General features: G+C 54.1%; 17 protein-coding genes and 3 tRNA genes. All 20 read right to left on the bottom strand.

Annotation, left to right across the window (positions count from 1 at the left end):
- Position 1: 1 nt before the first annotated feature.
- Positions 2-2,035 (bottom strand): PEP-utilizing enzyme, encoded by a 2,034-nt coding sequence (locus ABNH10_RS12025; protein WP_349386161.1) that lies wholly within the window; start codon positions 2,033-2,035, stop codon positions 2-4.
- Positions 2,032-2,817 carry a lipoprotein intramolecular transacylase Lit gene (locus ABNH10_RS12020; RefSeq protein ID WP_349386160.1) on the bottom strand — a complete coding sequence of 262 codons (786 nt, stop codon included), beginning with the start codon at positions 2,815-2,817 and terminating at the stop codon, positions 2,032-2,034. Before ABNH10_RS12020 ends, ABNH10_RS12025 begins: the two co-directional genes overlap by 4 nt.
- 387 nt (positions 2,818-3,204) lie before the next feature.
- Complete coding sequence (locus tag ABNH10_RS12015; RefSeq protein WP_349386159.1) at positions 3,205-3,723, bottom strand: type II secretion system protein M; 519 nt, start codon at positions 3,721-3,723, stop codon at positions 3,205-3,207.
- Positions 3,720-4,859, bottom strand: coding sequence for a type II secretion system protein GspL (gene gspL, locus ABNH10_RS12010; RefSeq protein WP_349386158.1), 1,140 nt, complete (start codon positions 4,857-4,859; stop codon positions 3,720-3,722). The genes ABNH10_RS12015 and gspL overlap by 4 nt, the downstream gene beginning before the upstream one ends.
- Positions 4,860-4,970: 111 nt before the next feature.
- Positions 4,971-6,044, bottom strand: a complete 1,074-nt coding sequence (gspK, locus tag ABNH10_RS12005; protein ID WP_349386157.1) for a type II secretion system minor pseudopilin GspK — start codon at positions 6,042-6,044, stop codon at positions 4,971-4,973.
- Entirely contained in the window at positions 6,035-6,694 is a 660-nt protein-coding gene (gene gspJ, locus ABNH10_RS12000) for a type II secretion system minor pseudopilin GspJ (protein ID WP_349386156.1), read from the bottom strand. Before gspJ ends, gspK begins: the two co-directional genes overlap by 10 nt.
- A complete protein-coding gene (gene gspI / locus ABNH10_RS11995) occupies positions 6,691-7,071 on the bottom strand; it encodes a type II secretion system minor pseudopilin GspI (RefSeq protein WP_349386155.1) in 381 nt (126 codons plus the stop codon). Before gspI ends, gspJ begins: the two co-directional genes overlap by 4 nt.
- Positions 7,068-7,802, bottom strand: coding sequence for a pilus assembly FimT family protein (locus ABNH10_RS11990; protein WP_349386154.1), 735 nt, complete (start codon positions 7,800-7,802; stop codon positions 7,068-7,070). Before ABNH10_RS11990 ends, gspI begins: the two co-directional genes overlap by 4 nt.
- Positions 7,789-8,214 (bottom strand): type II secretion system major pseudopilin GspG, encoded by a 426-nt coding sequence (gene gspG, locus ABNH10_RS11985; RefSeq protein ID WP_349386153.1) that lies wholly within the window; start codon positions 8,212-8,214, stop codon positions 7,789-7,791. Before gspG ends, ABNH10_RS11990 begins: the two co-directional genes overlap by 14 nt.
- A gap of 9 nt (positions 8,215-8,223) precedes the next feature.
- Complete coding sequence (gene gspF / locus ABNH10_RS11980) at positions 8,224-9,441, bottom strand: type II secretion system inner membrane protein GspF (RefSeq protein WP_349386152.1); 1,218 nt, start codon at positions 9,439-9,441, stop codon at positions 8,224-8,226.
- A 16-nt stretch (positions 9,442-9,457) separates the two neighbouring features.
- A complete protein-coding gene (gene gspE / locus ABNH10_RS11975) occupies positions 9,458-10,960 on the bottom strand; it encodes a type II secretion system ATPase GspE (protein WP_349386151.1) in 1,503 nt (500 codons plus the stop codon).
- Positions 10,961-10,963: 3 nt separating this feature from the next.
- Positions 10,964-12,100, bottom strand: coding sequence for an ATP-binding response regulator (locus ABNH10_RS11970; RefSeq protein ID WP_349386150.1), 1,137 nt, complete (start codon positions 12,098-12,100; stop codon positions 10,964-10,966).
- Positions 12,101-12,107: 7 nt separating this feature from the next.
- The gene (locus ABNH10_RS11965) at positions 12,108-12,653 is read right to left on the bottom strand and encodes a chemotaxis protein CheB (RefSeq protein ID WP_349386149.1); all 546 of its coding nucleotides are present in this window, start codon (positions 12,651-12,653) and stop codon (positions 12,108-12,110) included.
- A gap of 32 nt (positions 12,654-12,685) precedes the next feature.
- Positions 12,686-13,168: a response regulator gene (locus ABNH10_RS11960; RefSeq protein WP_349386148.1), complete on the bottom strand. Its 483-nt coding sequence runs from the start codon at positions 13,166-13,168 to the stop codon at positions 12,686-12,688.
- Between the two features lie 13 nt (positions 13,169-13,181).
- Complete coding sequence (locus ABNH10_RS11955) at positions 13,182-14,045, bottom strand: CheR family methyltransferase (protein ID WP_349386147.1); 864 nt, start codon at positions 14,043-14,045, stop codon at positions 13,182-13,184.
- Positions 14,046-14,104: 59 nt separating this feature from the next.
- On the bottom strand, positions 14,105-17,791 hold the full coding sequence (locus tag ABNH10_RS11950) for a response regulator (protein WP_349386146.1): 3,687 nt from the start codon (positions 17,789-17,791) through the stop codon (positions 14,105-14,107).
- Positions 17,792-18,065: 274 nt separating this feature from the next.
- A tRNA-Leu gene (locus ABNH10_RS11945) sits at positions 18,066-18,152 on the bottom strand.
- 147 nt (positions 18,153-18,299) lie between these two features.
- Positions 18,300-18,373 (bottom strand) — tRNA-Cys (locus ABNH10_RS11940).
- A gap of 53 nt (positions 18,374-18,426) precedes the next feature.
- A tRNA-Gly gene (locus ABNH10_RS11935) sits at positions 18,427-18,502 on the bottom strand.
- A 95-nt stretch (positions 18,503-18,597) separates the two neighbouring features.
- Entirely contained in the window at positions 18,598-19,203 is a 606-nt protein-coding gene (gene pgsA / locus ABNH10_RS11930; protein WP_349386145.1) for a CDP-diacylglycerol--glycerol-3-phosphate 3-phosphatidyltransferase, read from the bottom strand.
- Positions 19,204-19,221: the final 18 nt, after the last annotated feature.

Here is a 19,221-nt window from a genome sequence, read left to right as displayed (position 1 = left end):
GTTACCCTTCTGTGCCGTTATCGTTATCCATTACAGACGCTACATCAAGCTGCCCACGTGTCGCATCCAGCGTCGCCATCAAGTTATCCTGAACACTGTGCATCACATCGCTGGCAGCCCAGATGGCGGGGATTGCGTAGGTCACCGCCAGGCTGGCCGCGCTGTTGGCCGGGTCCTGTTCTGCAACAACTATGCCCGCAGCCTGCACCAGCCAGGGCAGCCACGCTGGCTCCACCTGATCCACCACCACGATGTCACCGGGCTGTATCTTGTTCAGGCACCAGGCACTACACACGCGCCGAATCGGCCCTTCCACTGAGCCGTTTACCAACGGCAAGCCCCGCAGTAACGGGCTCAGCCGTTGGCCGCCACCGAAGCCATAACCGACCTGATCCATCTTCCAGTCCGGTGCGCCCTGCAAGCCGTCATCCAGGTAACGGATTTTGCGGTCCGCGATAACATCCTTATTAGCACTAGCGGGTATTTTTTGGCCCATCCATAACTGCCAGAGCTCATCAAAATACAGAAAATAAATATCATCAGGGTGCTGTAGCATGCTCTGCTCCACCGCGATGGCGCCCATGGAGCGCAATAGTTGCCGCAAACGATTACCGATCGCAAAACGCAGCCCGCGGGCCATTCGCGCCATCTGCAATGCACTGGTGTCCTGCTCGGTGGGTTGAGCCAACGCTGCATCACTGATCAAGCCCGGCTGCTGCAAGGCATGCAGTGTGGCTGCCTGGGCGGGCCCTTGATTCAAGGGAGCATGAACCGGGTCCGCCCCGGGACGCAGCGTGGTTTGACGTACTGCGTCAATATTACCGTCGGCCAGCATTTCCACTGCCTGCAATTCAGCGGGCGTGACCAGTAACGCCAAGGGTAACGGAGCGGCATAGCGAGGCAAGGCATCCGCTAGTGTTAAATAAGCAAGTTCACCCTCCACACGGCTGAGGGACTCGCCCATGGCATCCAGCCGCATAAAGGCTCGCCACAAGCCTTCACGGGTTATATCGGGCTCTTTCCATTGACGAACACCCAGAGACAGTTGCGTCAGCCGCCAGCGATGGCGCCATTGGGTAGCGCTGTTGGCAATCCGAGGGCGCGGTTTCGTCGGTACCGTATCGGGTTGATAATCCAGCGACTGCCATGCTGGCGGAACAAAGCGCCCTGCCCCCTGATGTTGGTCCTGAAGCTCCCGGAAGAACGCACAATTGGTGTAGATGTGACTGTGCTGGCGCCGGTACGGCTCAATCTTGGCCAGCCCACTCCAGCCTGACTGATCCACCAATGGCTCCCAGAAAGCCGCTTTCAGCCAGCGACCGGCCAAGGTGTACCATAAAGGCGTTTCTACCTGGTTGAAAAGCCCGACCCCGGCTCGACGCGTCCAGGCTTCCTTGGGCATGGGGAGAGAGCCCACCGGGAGCGTTTGTAATAACCACAACTGCGCACCATCAAAGACCCACTCACCGGCCTGGGGGCGATCAAAATTATGCTTAAGTTGAGTGTGGAGTTGGCACAGCAAAGTCTGGTCAACGTGCTCGCCCAGCGGCATCCTGGCATCGGAAGCATGCACCAACCGGCCGCTATCATCGAAAATTAGACGTTGCCGTTCGGCGCTCCCTTCAACAACCCCTTCCACCACCATATGTGGCAGATCCTGTCGCAGGGGATGGCGTGTGAAAAGCACCCCGGCTGCCTGTTGCAGCGGCAGTGCCTGGATAACCACGTGACCCGGACCGGGGGCTCGCTCAAAAATACTCTGCAGTGCCGCCGCCAGTGCTTCGTCAGAATCCAGATTCAACAGGCTTTCCCGCCGCGAGTCCGGGTTCATTAGCCCTTGCTGCAGCACCCAGTAACGGTTATCAGAGAACATGCGAGGCAAGGCGCGCAGTTGTTGTGTCAACGATGCAACCGTGCTCTGCACCACGACATGACGTTCAATCCGCCAACTCGGCGGGACCGGCAGGCCCATGGCCGCCCAACGTTGCAGATTTTCGCCACCCTCAATGTCGGCAGTCAGTACTTCAATGCTCATGAGCCGTTTCTTATTGGTCGGTAGTGTTTGTTATGTCCGTGGCTACGGTAAAGAACGAATCGCACTCCGCCCAGACCCAGCCAGTACAGGAGGGGTGTGAGCAGCAATATCCCCAGCGCGATCACGGCCGCGATACCGCCGAACAGAACCGGCGCTTTCATCAGCGTACTCATCAACGAGTCCTGCCAATAGAAAAACCATTGGTGGTCAGCGGGAAAAATCCATAGGTGGAACTGATAGAAAACCTGCGTTGGGCCTACAATCGCTAACCACGCTACCACAGGCCCCAAAGTGAAAACAGTAATGCCAAGGCGCCACAGCATGGGTGGCGCCTTAAGTCGGATACTTAGCCAGGCAAACGGTAACCAAAGCCCTAAAAGAACCCAAAACAGCACCCGCCCAACATCAATAAAATTGGCCACATCCTGCAGGTGTTGGAGCTCGGCCTGGTGCAATAGCGGACGTGCTATTTTACCTGCTGGCTGATAGCCGATATCGGCCAATCCCGCCCCACCGTTATGGACCGCATCGCGAATTTGCTCAAATGCCTTCCAGTGTTGCTCAGGGAGCAATTGTTCAAAGTCGGATTTAAAGCGATTTTGAGGTCCGTAAAGCTCTATATGTTGGGCGATATCCAAGTGTTGATACCAAAAACGATAGCCATAGTTCACTTGGCTGTACAAAGCCCAGCTCAGCGTCAATGCCAACAAAACAGCAATGACGGCATATAAAAACCACACTAACGTGGCTGCCATCAGGCTTGGTTGGGCCTTTTTTTTCATAACACCCTCGCAGTAATAACAAAATAATAAGCAGAGGGCGTAGCTACATGTGGCCGCTCTTCATGCCCATGGCCCTGATGGGGGGCTTTTTGATGTTAGCGGGTTCCAGCGCCAAACCAACGCACAGACAGAGCACCACTCCAGCGCAGGTGAAGGATTGAAGTGGACAGCCAGCCTTACCCCACCGCCGACGGCCCATGTAGCCAGTGACCAGTTGATCCTGCTGCCAGAGAACAGAATGTACAGCGGGCGTTACCGACGATGAGCCCGCCCTTGAAGGCAAGGGATCGTATTAGGCAGGGGCTCTATGGGTGACTATGCAGTTGCCGTTGAATTGCGTATTTCTGCCGCTAGTTATTTATCATTTTGTAGCGGCTACACCTTCTACTACCTTTGCAGGGTTGCGCGCACCGTGGCAGTACCCGGCTTCTCCCCTGGCGTCATTTCCAGATTGCTTAACTGTGCGCCGGTCTGCTGAAGTGATTGCAACCAAAGCATCGTCTGCGAGACCACCTGATTTTCCATCTGGATACGCACGGCGCGATTACCATCCGGTGAAAAATTTTTCAGCGTAAGGCCGAACTGATCAGCACTTCGGCTCACATTACCGATCCAGTTGCCTGCAGGTTGTGCTGACGACGAGTCACCACGTCGGGCCGCGATAACCGCTGCACGGTTATCCTCAATCCACTGCAGGGTCTGCTGGTTAGAGACAAACTGCCGTTGCGCTTGATCTCGCGCCGCCACCGAGGGAGCCCAGATCAGCCAGTACACCAGCACCACAAACGTCACCACAGCCAGTACTTGCAGGATGCGCTGTTCACGGGGTTCACGGCTTTGATACCACTGGATGGCTTGTTCTCGACGCTGAGCCGCCAGTTTTTTCAGTTCGGTTGTACTGCTCATCCCGGCTGCTCCACCTTGATTCGCGCGCTCACGCCCTGAGCACTATTGCGATAATTTGCTATAGAGGCACGCGCCCCCTGCTTTTTAAGTGCATTCTGGAGCTGCTCCAGCTGGGCATAATCCTTGGCACCCACATCCAGTAGCAACGTATTTTCACGCTGATCGTATTGCAGTCGTTTGGGCTCAACTTTTATCTCTTTCAACACCTGCGCCACTGGCCCCAGAAGTGGGAAGAAATCAGTCTGGCCTGACTTGCCACCGCCACCAAGATGAGTCAGGCGGCCCTCAAACTGGCGGCTCAAGGCCGCAGAGGCCTTGTCACCGGGGAACAGGTTCTCGAATAGCGTCTGGGCATCGGCAAAAGCCGCTTCGGCCGCCTGATTATAGCGCCACTGTTGCACCCAGATAGCCACCAGAGCCAGCACAAACACTGACGCAGCAAGAATGCCAAGCGGCTTCCAGGGGGTAAAGACTGTGCGGGTGCCTTCCTTTTGCTTTGGGGCATAAAGGCCCGTGAGCAACTCCTGCCCCGAGCCACCGCGCAAGGCGTCAACAAAAGCCGTGGAACCGGATAGCACCATGGCGTCGTTGAGACTATCGCCAAACAGGGCCTGCATACCCTCGCGTTGTTGGGCATCAACCACCAGACAGCGCTCCCGGTCTGCCATCAATAAGGTCTGGTCTTCATCCAGCTCAGCAATTAATGGGGCCTGCCCCTGAAGCCGCTCGGCGTCCACCTGCAGGGAGCCGATCAGCGCCCCCTGCTCGCTGGCCCACCGTTTGAGCTGCTCAATGAAATGGCGGGCAATGGCGGTTACTTCGTAATCATCTCCACGACCTTTGCGGGAAACAAACCACAGTGACTCGGGATTACCCAGCATCTGCTCTTCCAGTAAATACGGAAGAATACGCTGCATATGCCGTGCCTGCTTACGGGTCAGTGCCACATGGGTCAGCCGGGCAAACGCGACGCTGACAATAACATGGAGGGTCTGCCCGGCAGACTGTTCCAGCGCTTCGCGCAGGCTCATGACCTGAACAACTTCCGCAGGATGACGTTGCACCAGTACCGGATGCTCAAGATCCGGGTCCGTTTCCCCTGCACCGCTTAAGTAAATCAGTGGAGCCTCTGCCACGCTGTTGTGTCCTTTGGTCGTTATGTCTGCGTTATATTTTCGCTGCGTGTTCGTCCGGCATGGCCGGCACTCAATGCACTGCCTATCCGGTTACACTGTCATTCCAGTGTATCAAGACGAACCTCGATCCACATTGTAGAAGGGATTGCAGGCCGGTTCGAGCGGGGTAAGCAACGGGCTGACCTGACGGCTGAACACTTCGGTGCCCTGATCCTCCTCATTGCGGCGTCGCAGTCGGCTTACCAAGCGGCTCAGTTGCCCCTCAACCTCCACATCCACCATGACCTGAAAGTACTCACTACTAACCCCCAGCAAATCGCTTATCTGCTGCTTGGTATCAGCCTCCATTTCGCTAAACGGAGCAACCTGCATTAGATCACTGACGGCGGCAATGGGTTTCTCTTCACGCTGTTTAACAATGGCTGCTGCTGCATCACTACCTGCCGCCGCACCCAACACTGCATCCAGCACCTGCAGCGGTGCGGTATTAACGTTCAATGTTGTTCCCAGTGGCAAGGCCGTAAACAACCCCCAAACCATGCTATCTTGAGGCTGATTAGCCACCTGGAAACTGAGCAAGGCACGCAGTTCGGACTCATGGGCCGCGGGCATATTCGGGGTGCGCCGGCTGCGGTAATCCGCATCCTCCGCCCCTTCTACGCCGTCAACAATATTGTTGGAATCCAACCAATCGGCCATTTCGTTGGCTAACCGTGAGGCGTCGGTTTCCTGGGGAAAGGTCAACTCGATCAGCCGAGTGAGCCGGTCGATACTGTCGGGATTGCGAACAAAATTGCCACCTTCGGCGCTAATCAGCCAGTTTAGATTAAACCGGCCCTGCAGGTCCTGAACGCTGGCGCTGAGAACGGCATCTTCATAAGGCGTTGGCGGCAATTGGACAGCCCATTGTTCTTCAACGCAATCATCCACCAGAGCATTATTATTCTGGTCATCCTGCAGGTCATCGATCAGCCCTTGTTGGGCCACCACCTCTGCCGCCATGGCGTACTGGTAGCGCTTGTCCCATTGCAGCAGATTGTCGGCCCGGGTCAGGAAACGGTCTTGGCGGAACAGCACTTCAACAGTAATGGTAGTTAACAAGGCCAGTAGCAGCAGCACGATCACCAGTGCCATGCCCCCCTGTCGTCGAACCATTTGCTTCGACGGGCTTACCCTCAACTCCATGGATTCACCACTGTGCGGTAAAACCTATGCACCACGTCGCCATTTTCCAGCTCGATTTCCACCTCAATACTCTTTGGCAGACGCTGCTGCCAAACGGGCACTGCCACCATGCTCACATCCGGCCACAATTCCAGCCATTGCCACTCCCCCTGGGGGGTGAGGTCAAGGTAGCGCACCGTGAAACGTTCCACATGATCGATTAACACATCTTGCTGATATTCGGTGGCCACATTGGTGTCCAACACCGGCCAGTAGCGACGATACAGGGTGCCATTTTCCAGCGCATACACCACGCGCTGCATTTCGCTACGCTTTCGCAGTCCAAACGGGTTGGCCCATCCAAGGCGGGTAAACTCAACGTAGTTGTCCCGGCCAAGAATGGCTGGCTGCGGGTCCCCATAAGGGTCGCGGACCGGGCGGTTGATAAGCTGTTCGAAATCCAGGGTCAGGAACGTCACCGCTCGCTGGTTGCGCTCCATCTCATCGGCATTGTCTTTGAGCTGCTCGCGGCCCTGCAGGGCGCTGCTGAGAAAGCTGGCAACCCAGACATAGATGAACGCAAAAATCGCGATGGTGACGACCATTTCCAGCAGAGTAAAACCGTGCTGGAAAGAACGCTGGGCGTTAGTCGAGTGTTGGAGGTTTATCATCCGGAGGCCGGTTTCCCGATCAGACTGGCCAAATGATACGCCATTTGGCCCTGATCATCGTCCTGCATCATGCCGACTTCGATATCCACCCGGCGGGTATCAGGGTAAGGGCCTTCACTGACCCGGGTATTGACCCACCAATCACGACCATTTCGAGTGACGGTAGAATCAGACTCACCGGTGGTCGGCCACTGCTGGTACACCTGCATTTCCACTAATTTGTCCGAGGCAACCAGGAAGCCGAGATGGGTCTCATTAATATTGGTATAGGCGCGAGCGGTGGAGCCGATGGTCTGACCAAGCACCACCATGACCAGAGCAAGAAGGGAAACAGCAACCAACACTTCTACAAGGGTAAAACCGCGCTGCTGTTTCATTCCGGCTCTTCCTCAATCATTCGTGCGCGCCGTTCCAGCCATTCTCTCTTTTCCTGCTCCTGGTTTTTGTCCTGCTCCATATCCGGATCGGAGATTTGCCCCAAGGCAGAGATTTGCCATCGCTGCACTGCTTCCAGATCATCCCGGCTTTGCATGGACAATGTGACCGGAGAGACTTCACCACTGGGGAAAAAGAACACCTGGGGGAAGACCTTTTCCTGCTCATCTTCAGCTCTCCGATTTTCTTGGCGCTGGGATGCAGCTCGCTCGTCATCCTCTTCGGCGAGCACACCTTCACCCAGATCCAAAGAGGTGTCTTGCTTTACCAGGCTTTCAGCAACCTGGCTAAGGCTAGCTTGTTCTTCATCCGCCAGCTCATTCAGTTGCCAGACCAGCTCCAGCGCTGGAGAGATTTGACGTGGCTTGAGAGCGGTGTCTTCGATGGGTAGAAAATCGGCAGCGGTAATGTCGTAGGCTAGGGGCTCCCAGCCATCATGGCGCAAGCGTAGCGCCAATAATTGTCCGGAAAACAAGCTGCGTTCATTGAGCAACGCCAGGGTATCCTTGAGACGAGCAGACTCCTGTTCCAGCTGTCGGTCGTCCGATGTCCAGTTACCCTGGCTGATCACCACCGCGCTCAGCAGCGCGATCAGCCCCACCACCACCATGATCTCCAGCAAGGTGAAGCCGAACTGCTGCGTGCGGGGCAAACGCATATTACTGAACGTCACGCCAGTTGATGTCTGCGTCCGAGCCTTCACCCCCCTCCACGCCATCGGCGCCCATGGACAACAGGTCGAAGGGACCGTCTACACCAGGGCTGATATAAACATAGTCGTTGTTCCAGGCATCCAGCGGGACCTTTGGCAGGTAACCACCGTCGGGCCACTTACGAGCGGAAGAGGGTCGCTCAACCAAGCCATTCAAGCCTTCCTCACTGCTGGGATAGCTACCATTATTGAACTTGTAAAGATCCAACTGCTGAACGATTTTACCCATATTGGCCTTGGTGAGGTCCACCTTGGCGGCTTCCCCCTGGCCAATCACGTTAGGCACAATCACCGCCGCCAACAGGCCGATAATGGCGACCACAACCATAATTTCCAGCAGGGTAAACCCTGACATGGCGCTTTTTGCTTTCATTCCTTCACCTTAACCGGCTAATAAGTTATTCATTTGCATGATCGGCAGCATGACCGACAGGACGATCATGACAACCACCCCGGCCATGACCAACAACATGATTGGGCCGAGCAGCCCCACCATGGTCCCAATCGTGCTACTCAATTCCCGTTCCTGATAATCCGCGGCCCGGGTCAACATGTTGTCCAGCTCACCACTGGCCTCACCACTGGCAATCATCTGCACCAACATGGGAGGGAAATAGCCACTGGCATCCAGGGCGCGGCTGAGGCTGCCGCCTTCACGCACCTTGGCGGCAGCGTTTTTTACCGCATTGCGGACCGCCAGATTGCCCACCACCTGCGCGGCAATAAACAAGGCATCCACCAACGGCACACCGGAGCGACCGAGGATGCCCAGCGTGCTGGCCAGCCGGGCACTGTCACCAGCCCGTAGCATGGTGCCGACCAGCGGCATATTGACCAGACGCTGGTGCACCCGTAATCGAAAGCGCGGCTCACGCATGGCTCGCATGAATATCACCACGCCCAGCACAATTAACAACACCACCAGCCAGCCCCAGCCTCGGGCAAAGTCGCTCATGGCCATGACAATACGGGTGAGTAACGGTAATGCCTGGTCTCGCCCCTCGAATACCGCCACCAGCTTCGGAACCACGAAGGTCATCATCAGCATGATGACGATGGAGGCAAACACCATGATAAACGCAGGATAAATCATCGCCTGGGCTACGGAACGCCCAGTGTCGTGCCGAGTTTCCAGGTAATCCGCCAGTTGCTCCAGCACTTGCTCTAAATGCCCGCTCTGCTCACCGGCCGCCACCGTGGCACGATACATTTCCGGGAAAGCACGGGGAAAGGATTCGAAACTGCGTGCTAGGCTATAGCCCTCACGCACTTTGGCGCGCACCGCCAGCATAATCCGCTCGATACGGTCGTTGGCTGCCTGCTTGGAGACCGCAGACAAGGCCTGTTCCACCGGCAAGCCGGACTTCAACAGCGTGGCCAGTTGGCGAGTTATCAGCGCCTGCTCCGCACCATTGATTTTGCCGGATCCGGCAAACCGGCCCATGCCCTGCCTGCTCGCGTCGCTGGCTTCATTGACCTCCAGGGGCACCCAGCCCTTTTCACGCAATTGCTGGCGCACCTGGCGGGCACTGTCTGCTTCCAGCGTGCCTTTGTTGATCTTGCCCCTGTGATCCAGAGAGCGGTATTCAAATGCTGGCATGGAGAATACTGTCCCGTTAGTCCTCGCGGGTTACCCGCAGGACCTCTTCTACACTGGTATGTCCGCCGAGCACTTTTCGCCAGCCATCCTCACGGATACCGCTGGTCAGTGTTCGAGCGTGGCGGTTAAGTTCCAGCTCGCCGGCGCGATCGTGAATCAACTGGCGCAGCGTCTCATCCACCAGTACCAGTTCATAGATCCCGGTACGCCCCCGGTAACCCTGATGGTTACAGGATTCACAACCATTGGGGTGGTACAGCGTACGGCTCTGCGTGGCCACCAGCCCCATCATTTCCAGCTCACTTGCGCTAGCCTGATACGGGGTTTTACAGTCATCGCAAAGCACACGCACCAGCCGCTGAGCCAATGAACCCAGCAGGGAACTAGAGAGCAAAAAAGGCTCAATGCCCATATCTTGCAAACGGGTCACCGCCCCCACTGCCGTATTGGTGTGCAAGGTGGACAACACAAGGTGGCCGGTCAGGGAGGCTTGCACCGCAATTTCGGCAGTTTCCAGATCCCGTATCTCGCCCACCATCACCACATCGGGATCCTGGCGAAGGATAGCACGCAGGCCGCGGGCAAATGTCATGTCGACTTTGGTGTTAACCTGAGTCTGGCCGATCCCCTCCAGCTGATATTCGATTGGGTCTTCCACTGTGAGAATATTACGAGAGCTGTCGTTCAGCTCCGTTAACGAGGCATAAAGCGTGGTGGTTTTACCGGAACCTGTCGGGCCAGTCACCAGAATAATGCCATGGGGTTTATGGATCAGCTCGCGCATATGTGCATCACAGGTTTCACCCATGCCCAGATGCGATACCTGCAAACGCCCCGCTTGCTTGTCCAATAAACGCAGTACCACCCGTTCACCATTGCTGGAGGGCATAGTCGAGACCCGCACATCCACATCGCGCCCACCGAGGCGCAACGAGATTCGACCATCCTGGGGAATCCGCTTTTCAGCGATATCCATCCGCGCCATTACCTTGATCCTCGAAACCAGCAACGGCGCCAGTTCCCGTTTCGGGGTGAGCACTTCACGGAGAACGCCATCGACCCGCAACCGCACCACTAGCCGGCGTTCGAACGTTTCGATATGGATATCGGAGGCATCTTCGCGGATGGCTTCCTGCAGCAAGGCATTGATCAGGCGAATGATCGGAGCGTCATCTTCCTGTTCAAGCAAATCCGAGGTTTCTGGCAGAGACTCTGCCAAACTGGCCAGATCCAGCCCTTCGAGATCATCCGCTGCTTCTGCTGCGGCACCACGCTGCTGTTCATAGGTAACAGCCATGGCAGCGGTGAAAGCCACGTCATCCATTGGCACCAGGCGCGGCAGGCGGCCGATATGACGCTGCACCTCACCTAGCGCCGCCACAGAGACATCCCCACGGTGACAAAGTTCTTTATGGCCGTCACGCTCGCGCAACAAGACACCGAATCGCCGGGCAAAGCCATAGGGCAACAGTGACGGAGGAAGATCCATCTTTTCCGGCGTCTCCAGAAGCTCAGTCATAACTCAATATTTTTCCATTAGGTTCTCGACCACATCACGGGTGATGGCGCTCAACGTCTGAAATTGGAACCCCACCTGAAACTCATCGGGGGCATCCAAGGTTTCCGCCCAAACCACCCGGGCATCAAAACTGATGGTATTAACCCCGGCAATCTGATCGGGAAGCACCATACCCAGCTGAAGCTTTTGCCCATGGGGTAATTTCCGGCGGGAAAATAGCTTGAAGCCATCCACACTCAAGTTCATCAAACGCCCTACATTCCCACCGGTACTACGATCAAATACTACCATCTCCCGGAACAGCTTCTTACGCGGGTTACGGCGATGATTACGCTCGTTTCCCTTGACATTGTTCTCATCATCGGCCGGGCGAAGCACTACGACCACCCCCGTAAAAACGCCAGCATCATCATTAATCGCGTTGGCCCGCACTGACAAGGCTAGCAGACTGTCATCGCTATGAGTGTACAAGCTGTGTTCGTTTTTCCAGCTTTCCCCCTGTTTGCAAATTTCATAGAGGGGCGACTCACCCCAACTCCAGCGTACGCTACCGGCATCATCATTAAATATCAGCTCGGCCACACCCTTGCCCACCAAAACGTCACGACTCTGCCGCAGCAAAGCACAAGCGGCCTCATTGCAAAAGGTCACTTTGCCCTCCGCATTGGCACCAATCAGGGCTTCGCCCAATGCATGCAGCAATCGTTCATTTTCGTCCTTGAGCCGCTTCATTTGTACAACGGCTTGCTCTAATTTGCGCCGCTGCCGATCCAGCTCTAAAAAAACGCTAACCTTGGCTTCCAGAATCTTTTGGTCAATGGGCTTGAACAGATAGTCCACCGCCCCACATTCGTAGCCCTTGAATACGTATTTCTGCTCTTTGGAGATCGCCGTGACGAAAATGATAGGAATGTGGCGGGTTTTCTTGTTTTTTCGCATGAGCTCAGCCACTTCGAACCCATCCATTTCTGGCATCTGTACATCCAGCAACACTAGAGCAAAGTCGTGCTTCAGGGCGAGAGTCAACGCCTCATTACCAGACTGGGCCATAATCAAATTACGGCCCTCAGCATTCAGGATTGCTTCTAACGCAATCAAATTTTCCCTGTGATCATCCACAACCAAAATATTTTGTTTCATAGGTTTACTACCCTGCAACCTGTTCCGCCAAAAAGGGGCCGATTGCCTCAAGATCGAGCACCCTGGAAATGGCACCTGTTGTTATTGCCGCTTCCGGCATTGTGGGTGCTTCCGCGCTCACCGGTGATTGGGCGATGGTGAATCCGCCTCTACGGTGTATGTATTCCATTCCTGCTGCGCCGTCTTCATTAGCTCCTGTAAGTATCACCCCCAACAGGTTGCGGCCATAAACAGTGCCAGCAGAAAAGAACAATTCATCTATTGCCGGTCGCGAAAAGAGTACAGGCCTTCCTGTAGAAAAAGCCAGTGTCTGATCGTCTTCCACCAGCATATGGTAACCCGGCGGGGCCACATAGACATGGCCTCCTACAATGGGCTCTTTATCTTCCGGTGCAATAACGGGTAAAACGCTGTAACGGGCCAGCAACCATGGCATACGATTTTCCGCGCTGGCCTGCTGATGCTGCACCAGCAGGATCGGCAGCGGAAAATCCGCCGGCAGCGCTGACAAGATGCGGGTATAGGCATTCAGCCCGCCCCATGACGCACCCATAACGATGGCCCTGACTGGCCCCATGCAAGCGATCACGACGACGAGTCGCTGCCCTCCCCGTCCCGTTTTTTACCGGCCTCATAGGCTGCACGGTGTGCCTGGGCCTCCTTAAGTTTAGCCTGCAGCTCACGTCTCTGCTTATCCAAACTAAGAAAGAAATCCACCTTGCTTTTAAGAACCAGCGGGTCAAGTGGCTTGAACAGGTAGTCCACCGCGCCAGCCTGGTAGCCCTTGAATACGTATTTTTTCTCTTTGCTGATCGCCGTCACAAAGATAATCGGGATAGTTTGAGTGTCTTTGCGTTGGCGCATCAATTCCGCCACTTCGAAACCGTCCATGCCGGGCATTTGTACATCCAGCAGCACCAATGAAATATCTTCTTTAAGCAGAATCTTCAACGCTTCTTGCCCGGAATGCGCTTTCATGAGGGTGCGGCCCTCGCCTTCCAGAACCGCCTCGAGCGATACTAAATTGGCTGGCTGATCATCCACTAATAGCAGTTTCTGCTCAATCATCAGTTGTCTCTAATCATGCGTGGTGTTGAAACTGCCGCTTGCGAAAAATCCGCAGCGACTTGTTGATAACATCGAACGTTTCTTCTTGGCCACTGAACCGCAAACTTTCTTTGGTTCCCAAGCACAGATGACCACCCATATCGAGGCTGTCACTGAACAACCTGATTACTCGCTCTTGCAACGGCCGATCGAAGTAAATCAGCACATTTCGGCACATGATGACGTGCATTTCACCAAAAACCTGATCTGTTGCCAGGTCGTGGTCGGCAAAAACAATATTGCGTTTCAACCGTTGTTCCATAATGACACTGTCGTAGCGAGCGGTGAAATAGTCGGATAGAGAATGCCTGCCTCCAGCACGGCGATAGTTATCACCATACTGTTTGACCGCTTCGATGGAGTAAATGCCCTTCTTGGCCGACGCCAGCACATTTTTGTCTATATCGGTTGCGTAGATCATGGCCCGGTCGTAGAGCCCTTCTTCCTCCAGCAAAATGGCCATAGAGTAAATCTCTTCTCCGGTTGAACAGCCGGCATGCCATATTTTGATGAACGGAAACGTCTTCAACACCGGCACAACCTCTTCACGGAAGGCTCGGTAGAAATCTGGATCTCGGTACATTTCAGTTACGTTGACCGTCAGATCATTAAGTAAGGTGACAAAGAAGGGCCGCTCGCGCAGCAGCTTGTCGGTCATTTCCATGATTGAGTCAAAACCGGACATGCTCAATCGGTGCATGATCCGGCGACGCATGGAGGCACGGCTATAGGAACGAAAATCGTAGCCGTACATCTGATAGATCGCTTCCAACAGCAGGCGAATTTCGATTTCTTCGACACTGATATCATCATCGTCGATCGGATATGTTTCTGCCATAACGCTATTCCGTCACGCGTCCTGTTTTTATAAAGTGACTGCGGGGACGCTTTCACCCACTACCTATGCAGCCAGACCCGTAACAACGAGGTCAGTTTTGCCATATCGATGGGCTTGGAACAGTAGTCATTGGCCCCTGCTTCAATGCACTTGGCTCGATCATCTTTCATCGCCTTGGCCGTTAAGGCCAGCATCGGCAGCTTGCTAAAACGGGCCTGTTTGCGAATTCGGCTCATGGCCTCGTAGCCATCCATTTCAGGCATCATGATGTCCATCAACACGATATCGATGGACGGGTTATCGTCAAGAGACGCGAGGGCTTCGCGACCATTGTTGGCAATGCTGATGGAAAAACCCAGTTCTTCCAGCTGTGCAGACAGGGCGTAGATATTACGCATGTCGTCATCCACCAGCAGCAACTGCTTGTCCTCGAAAATGTCATCCCGGTGCTCTATGGATTCTGCCGTCGGGCGACGATTGGCCGGCAAGGTGGATTCCAGCCAATGCAAAAATAAGGAGGCCTCGTTGAGCAATCGTTCATGGGAACGTTCGGTCTTGAGAATGATGCGATCGGCATATTTACGTAGCTTCGCCTCTTCTTCCCGGCTCATGTCCTTGCCTGTGTAGACCACAACCGGAACGCTGTCGTAGTCATCGCTGGCATGCAAGGTCTCCAGCAATTCGAAACCGCTCATATCCGGCAGTGTCAGGTCCAGAATCATGCAATCGAATACGGTATTTTTCAGGGCAACCAGCGCTTGCTGACCACTGGTGGCAGCGGTGATTTCGACCCCTTTCTGATCAAACAGCTCACGAATACTCTCATGCTGAATTTCGCTGTCTTCCACCACCAGCAGGCGGCGAACATTGGTTTCAATGGCGCCTTCAATCTTGGCAAACGCGGAAAGAATATCGTCCTGATTGGCCGGCTTGGTCATAAAATCAAGGGCGCCCAGCTCCAGCGCTTTCTTACGCTCATCACGGCCGGACAGGAAATGTACCGGAATATCCTTGGTACGCGGATCAGCCTTGAGTTTTTCCATCACCTCCCAGCCATCAATACCCGGCAGGCCGATGTCGAGAATAATTGCGCTTGGCCGATAATGGCTTGCGTACTCCAACCCATTTTCGCCGTTATGACAGATATGACCTTCGAGCCCGTAATCTGAAGCCAGCTCGACCAATACTCGAGCAAATTCTTCATCATCTTCGACAATCAACACCGTTTTCTCGCGGACCACGAACTCCTCGGAGCCGATATCCTGAGGCCTCACCGGAGCTGTTGGGGCGGTGTGCGCTTGAGCAACCTCATCTGCATTGCTGGCAGCCGCATTATTGATCTCAAGCGCATCAGCACTGCCAACAGGCAAATACAGTGTAAAGGTCGATCCCTGCCCTTCACCGTCGCTGTGAAGACCAATCTCACCCCCTAGCAAGCGCGCCAGCTCACGGGATATGGTCAGCCCAAGGCCTGTACCTCCGTATTTACGGCTAGTTGTGCCATCAGCTTGCTGGAAAGCCTCAAAAATCAGTTTCTGTTTTTCCTCTGCAATACCGGTGCCTGTATCGATCACTGCAAATTTCAATGTTTGCCCTGGCGCCAAATGACGCGAAGGCAAGGCTTCCGTGACATCTGGTTGAGTAATACTTAACGTCACCGAGCCATGCTCGGTAAATTTAAGAGCATTGGAGAGCAGGTTCTTGATGATCTGTTCAAGACGCTGGCGATCAGTATAGAAATGCTCAGGCAAGGTGTCGCCCAACTCAACCTTGAAATCCAGGTTGCGGCTTTCGGCCACATGAGCAAAGTTACGACGGAAGTGCTCGGTGATTTCCTGAGGCGACAGATCATCGATAATGACATCCATCTTGCCTTCCTCAATTTTCGAAATGTCGAGGATGTCATTGATCAGGCTAAGCAGATCGGACCCAGCAGAATGAATAACCTGGGCGTGTTCAACCTGCTTCTCTTCTAGATTGCCTCTTTTGTTCTGTCCCAAAGCATTGGAGAGAATCAGGATTGAGTTGAGAGGTGTGCGCAACTCGTGGCTCATGGTCGACAGGAATTCAGACTTGTAGCGCGAGGACATTTCCAGCTCACGAATCTTGTCTTCCAGTTCGTGTTTCAGCAGTTCAAGCTCGTCGTTCTTTTTACCCATCTCTGACTTCTGCTCGGTCAGGATGCGAGCCTGGGCTTCGAGCTCTTCATTGGTGACACGCAATTCTTCTTGTTGAGCCTGCAAACTTTCTTCTGATTCACGCAGTGCCTGGGTTTGTGATTCCAGCTCTTCGTTAATGGCTTTCAGCTCTTCCTGCTGTTGCTGCAGGCGGGATTCGGACGCAGACAACTCCATGGCCTGCTGTTCCAAGTCTTCATTTGCCTGGGCCATTTCTGTTTTCTGCAGTTCCAGTGCTTGCGCTTGGGACTGGGTTTGCTGCAGCATATTGGCCAGCCGCAAGCGGCTTTGAGCACCATGCAGCGACACCGCTATGACAGAGACACATTGATTCATAAAGGCCAAATCGTGGTCACTAAAATCACGAAAGGCGCCGATCTCCAGTACCCCTTTTACTTCGTCCTCATAGACGATAGGCAGGACCATTACGTTACGTGGCTGGCCAGTGCCGGTACCAGACGCGATACTGATGTAATTATCAGGAACCTGCTCCAGCAAGATACTCTTACGTTCCAGAGCGCACTGCCCAACCAATGATTCACCCAGCCGGAATTCATTGGCAAGATGCTTGCGACGGTGCATAGCGTAGGAACTGCTCAGGCTGAGTAGCTGGCTATCCGGATCGTAGCCGTAAAGCGCACCCACCTGACTATCGAGCACCGGCACCAAAAAGCTCAGCATATTATTGCCCAGCTGCTCGAAGCTCATTTCTCCGCGCATACGGTTATTCAGCTCAGCCAAATGGTTCTTTACTGTCTCTTGGCGACGATCCTCTGTATGCCGTGCGATCAAGGCATCACGCATTTTACGGATAGCATGTAGCAGGAGGCCGGTCTCATCACGGCCGCCTTCTTCGATACGGGTATCCCATTTGCCATTGGCAATATTATCAGCCGCATCCACAGCGCCTTCCAACGGCAACGTAATGGCCCGGGTAACACGTAGAGCGGTCAAAGCCAATAACGTGAAGGCAACGAGCCCCAAAAATAGCCCGATTTTTTGCGTTCCCAGATTGTCCGAGCGGCTCTCGCTCAGTGCCTCGCGAAACGCTTCATAGCGTTGCTGCTCAAAGGCCTTCTGATTGCTCTCGTAAGTATTCTGAAGCGCTCGAAGATGGGCTATGGGTTGAGAAAGGTCATTTGAATCACCATTATCGGTAATCGTATTACGAGCAAGAGTAGCCGCTTCGTTGGTATACACGGTGAAGTTGCGACGTAATGCTTCCACGCTACCGGACAGGGCGGGATCGGTTCGACGAATTTCGGCTAACCGTTGTTCGAAGGCCGTCGCTCGCGACTGCGCCTCTACCAGCAAATCCGGGTCTGCCTGGGTGATTGCCGCAATGTAGGACTCGCTGATGGCGATAAAATCTACATTGTTTGCGTTAATCAATTCCAGAACAGGAAAATCCTGGCTTTCAATTCGCTGCAGATGATCGATGTTGGTTTCGGCGACGTAGAAGCTGTAGGCCGAATAGACCACAAACAGCACAATCCCTAACCCGGCTACAGACAAAATTTTCAATCGCACGGACAGGTTCTGGAACCAGTTCATGTAAATAGCCCTCATGCCTTTTCCGGCTTATTGTTATCCAAGCCCTCAAGCAGGCTAAGACTAAAGTGTGAGGCTAACAGAAACGGATAGAAAGCGGCAATAAATCACATAAATAGCGAGGGTTAAAAAGTTGATTTTTCAGGAATAAAAAAGGATTGGCGGCCTGAATACGCAATAATACGCATTATAATTGCGCAAGCCTCACACAAAAACCTTATTGCGTCAGGCACTTAGCCTGGCAACATTTCGGCACGCTGGCAAAGGCAAAACAGAGAGGAAAAAGGAAAGTTGGTGCGGGTAGCCGGACTTGAACCGGCATGACCTAACGGTCGACAGATTTTAAGTCTGTTGTGTCTACCAATTTCACCATACCCGCTGGAAGATCATCGTACACAGCAAAGGCTGAATAAAAACAGGAACGGGAATAAATGGCTGTTTTTATTTATCTTTCTATTGTGTCAACGACACTCAATCTTTTCAAAGATCAGTGACTGTCGCCACATCGCCCACAGGGGGCGGTAAATGGAGGCGCGGGTCGGAATCGAACCGGCGTACACGGAGTTGCAGTCCGCTGCATAACCACTCTGCCACCGCGCCTTTTAACTCTTCACCAAGAAAAAACCTCGGCATAACCGAGGCTTTCAAAATCTTGGAGCGGGAAACGAGATTCGAACTCGCGACCCCAACCTTGGCAAGGTTGTGCTCTACCAGCTGAGCTATTCCCGCTTATTTCCACATCGGAGACACGCTCCGTTGCGGGAAAGAATTCTACTCATCACCCTTCAGGTGTCAACCCGGCACCGGATGTTTTTTTAGACTTTTCAGGACTTTGACTGACTTTTAAGCAATTGTGGGGCTGCAGCCCGAAGATATGAGACCATGGACCACAGAGTGAAGGCCGTCGCTAGGTACAGCAGTCCATAGCTCAACCAAAGCCACGGATTCATAATAATATCACCGTCTAGCGTAAACTCCGGCTTTTGCGCCAGCAGCAACGTAATAGCCGTCATCTGCGTTACCGTTTTGATTTTGCCCAACTGGCTCACCGCCACCTTCGCGCGCTGACCAAGCTCCGCCATCCATTCGCGCAATGCCGAAACGGTAATTTCTCGAGACACTATCACCATGGCAGGCACGGCCAACCAGGCAGTAGCATGAACCTGCACCAACATTACCAACGCCGCAGCGACAATTAACTTGTCTGCGACTGGGTCCAGAAAAGCCCCAAAAGGACTGGTTTGGTTAAGCTTGCGCGCCAGGTAGCCATCCAGCCAGTCAGTAACACCCGCTGCCAGGAACAACAGCGCCGCGCAAACATCACTCCAGTGGAACGGCAAATAGAACACCAGCACCAATACGGGAATTGCCAATACCCGAACCAGAGTGAGGATATTCGGCAAATTCAGGATGGGGTGCACTTTCTGCATAGGGAGGGACTACCGGCC

It is taken from the genome of Alcanivorax sp. (genome assembly GCF_040119285.1).
In the GTDB taxonomy this organism is placed as follows: domain Bacteria; phylum Pseudomonadota; class Gammaproteobacteria; order Pseudomonadales; family Alcanivoracaceae; genus Alcanivorax.
Note: the sequence above shows the minus strand (reverse complement) of the source record. Positions and strands in the feature narration are given on the sequence as shown.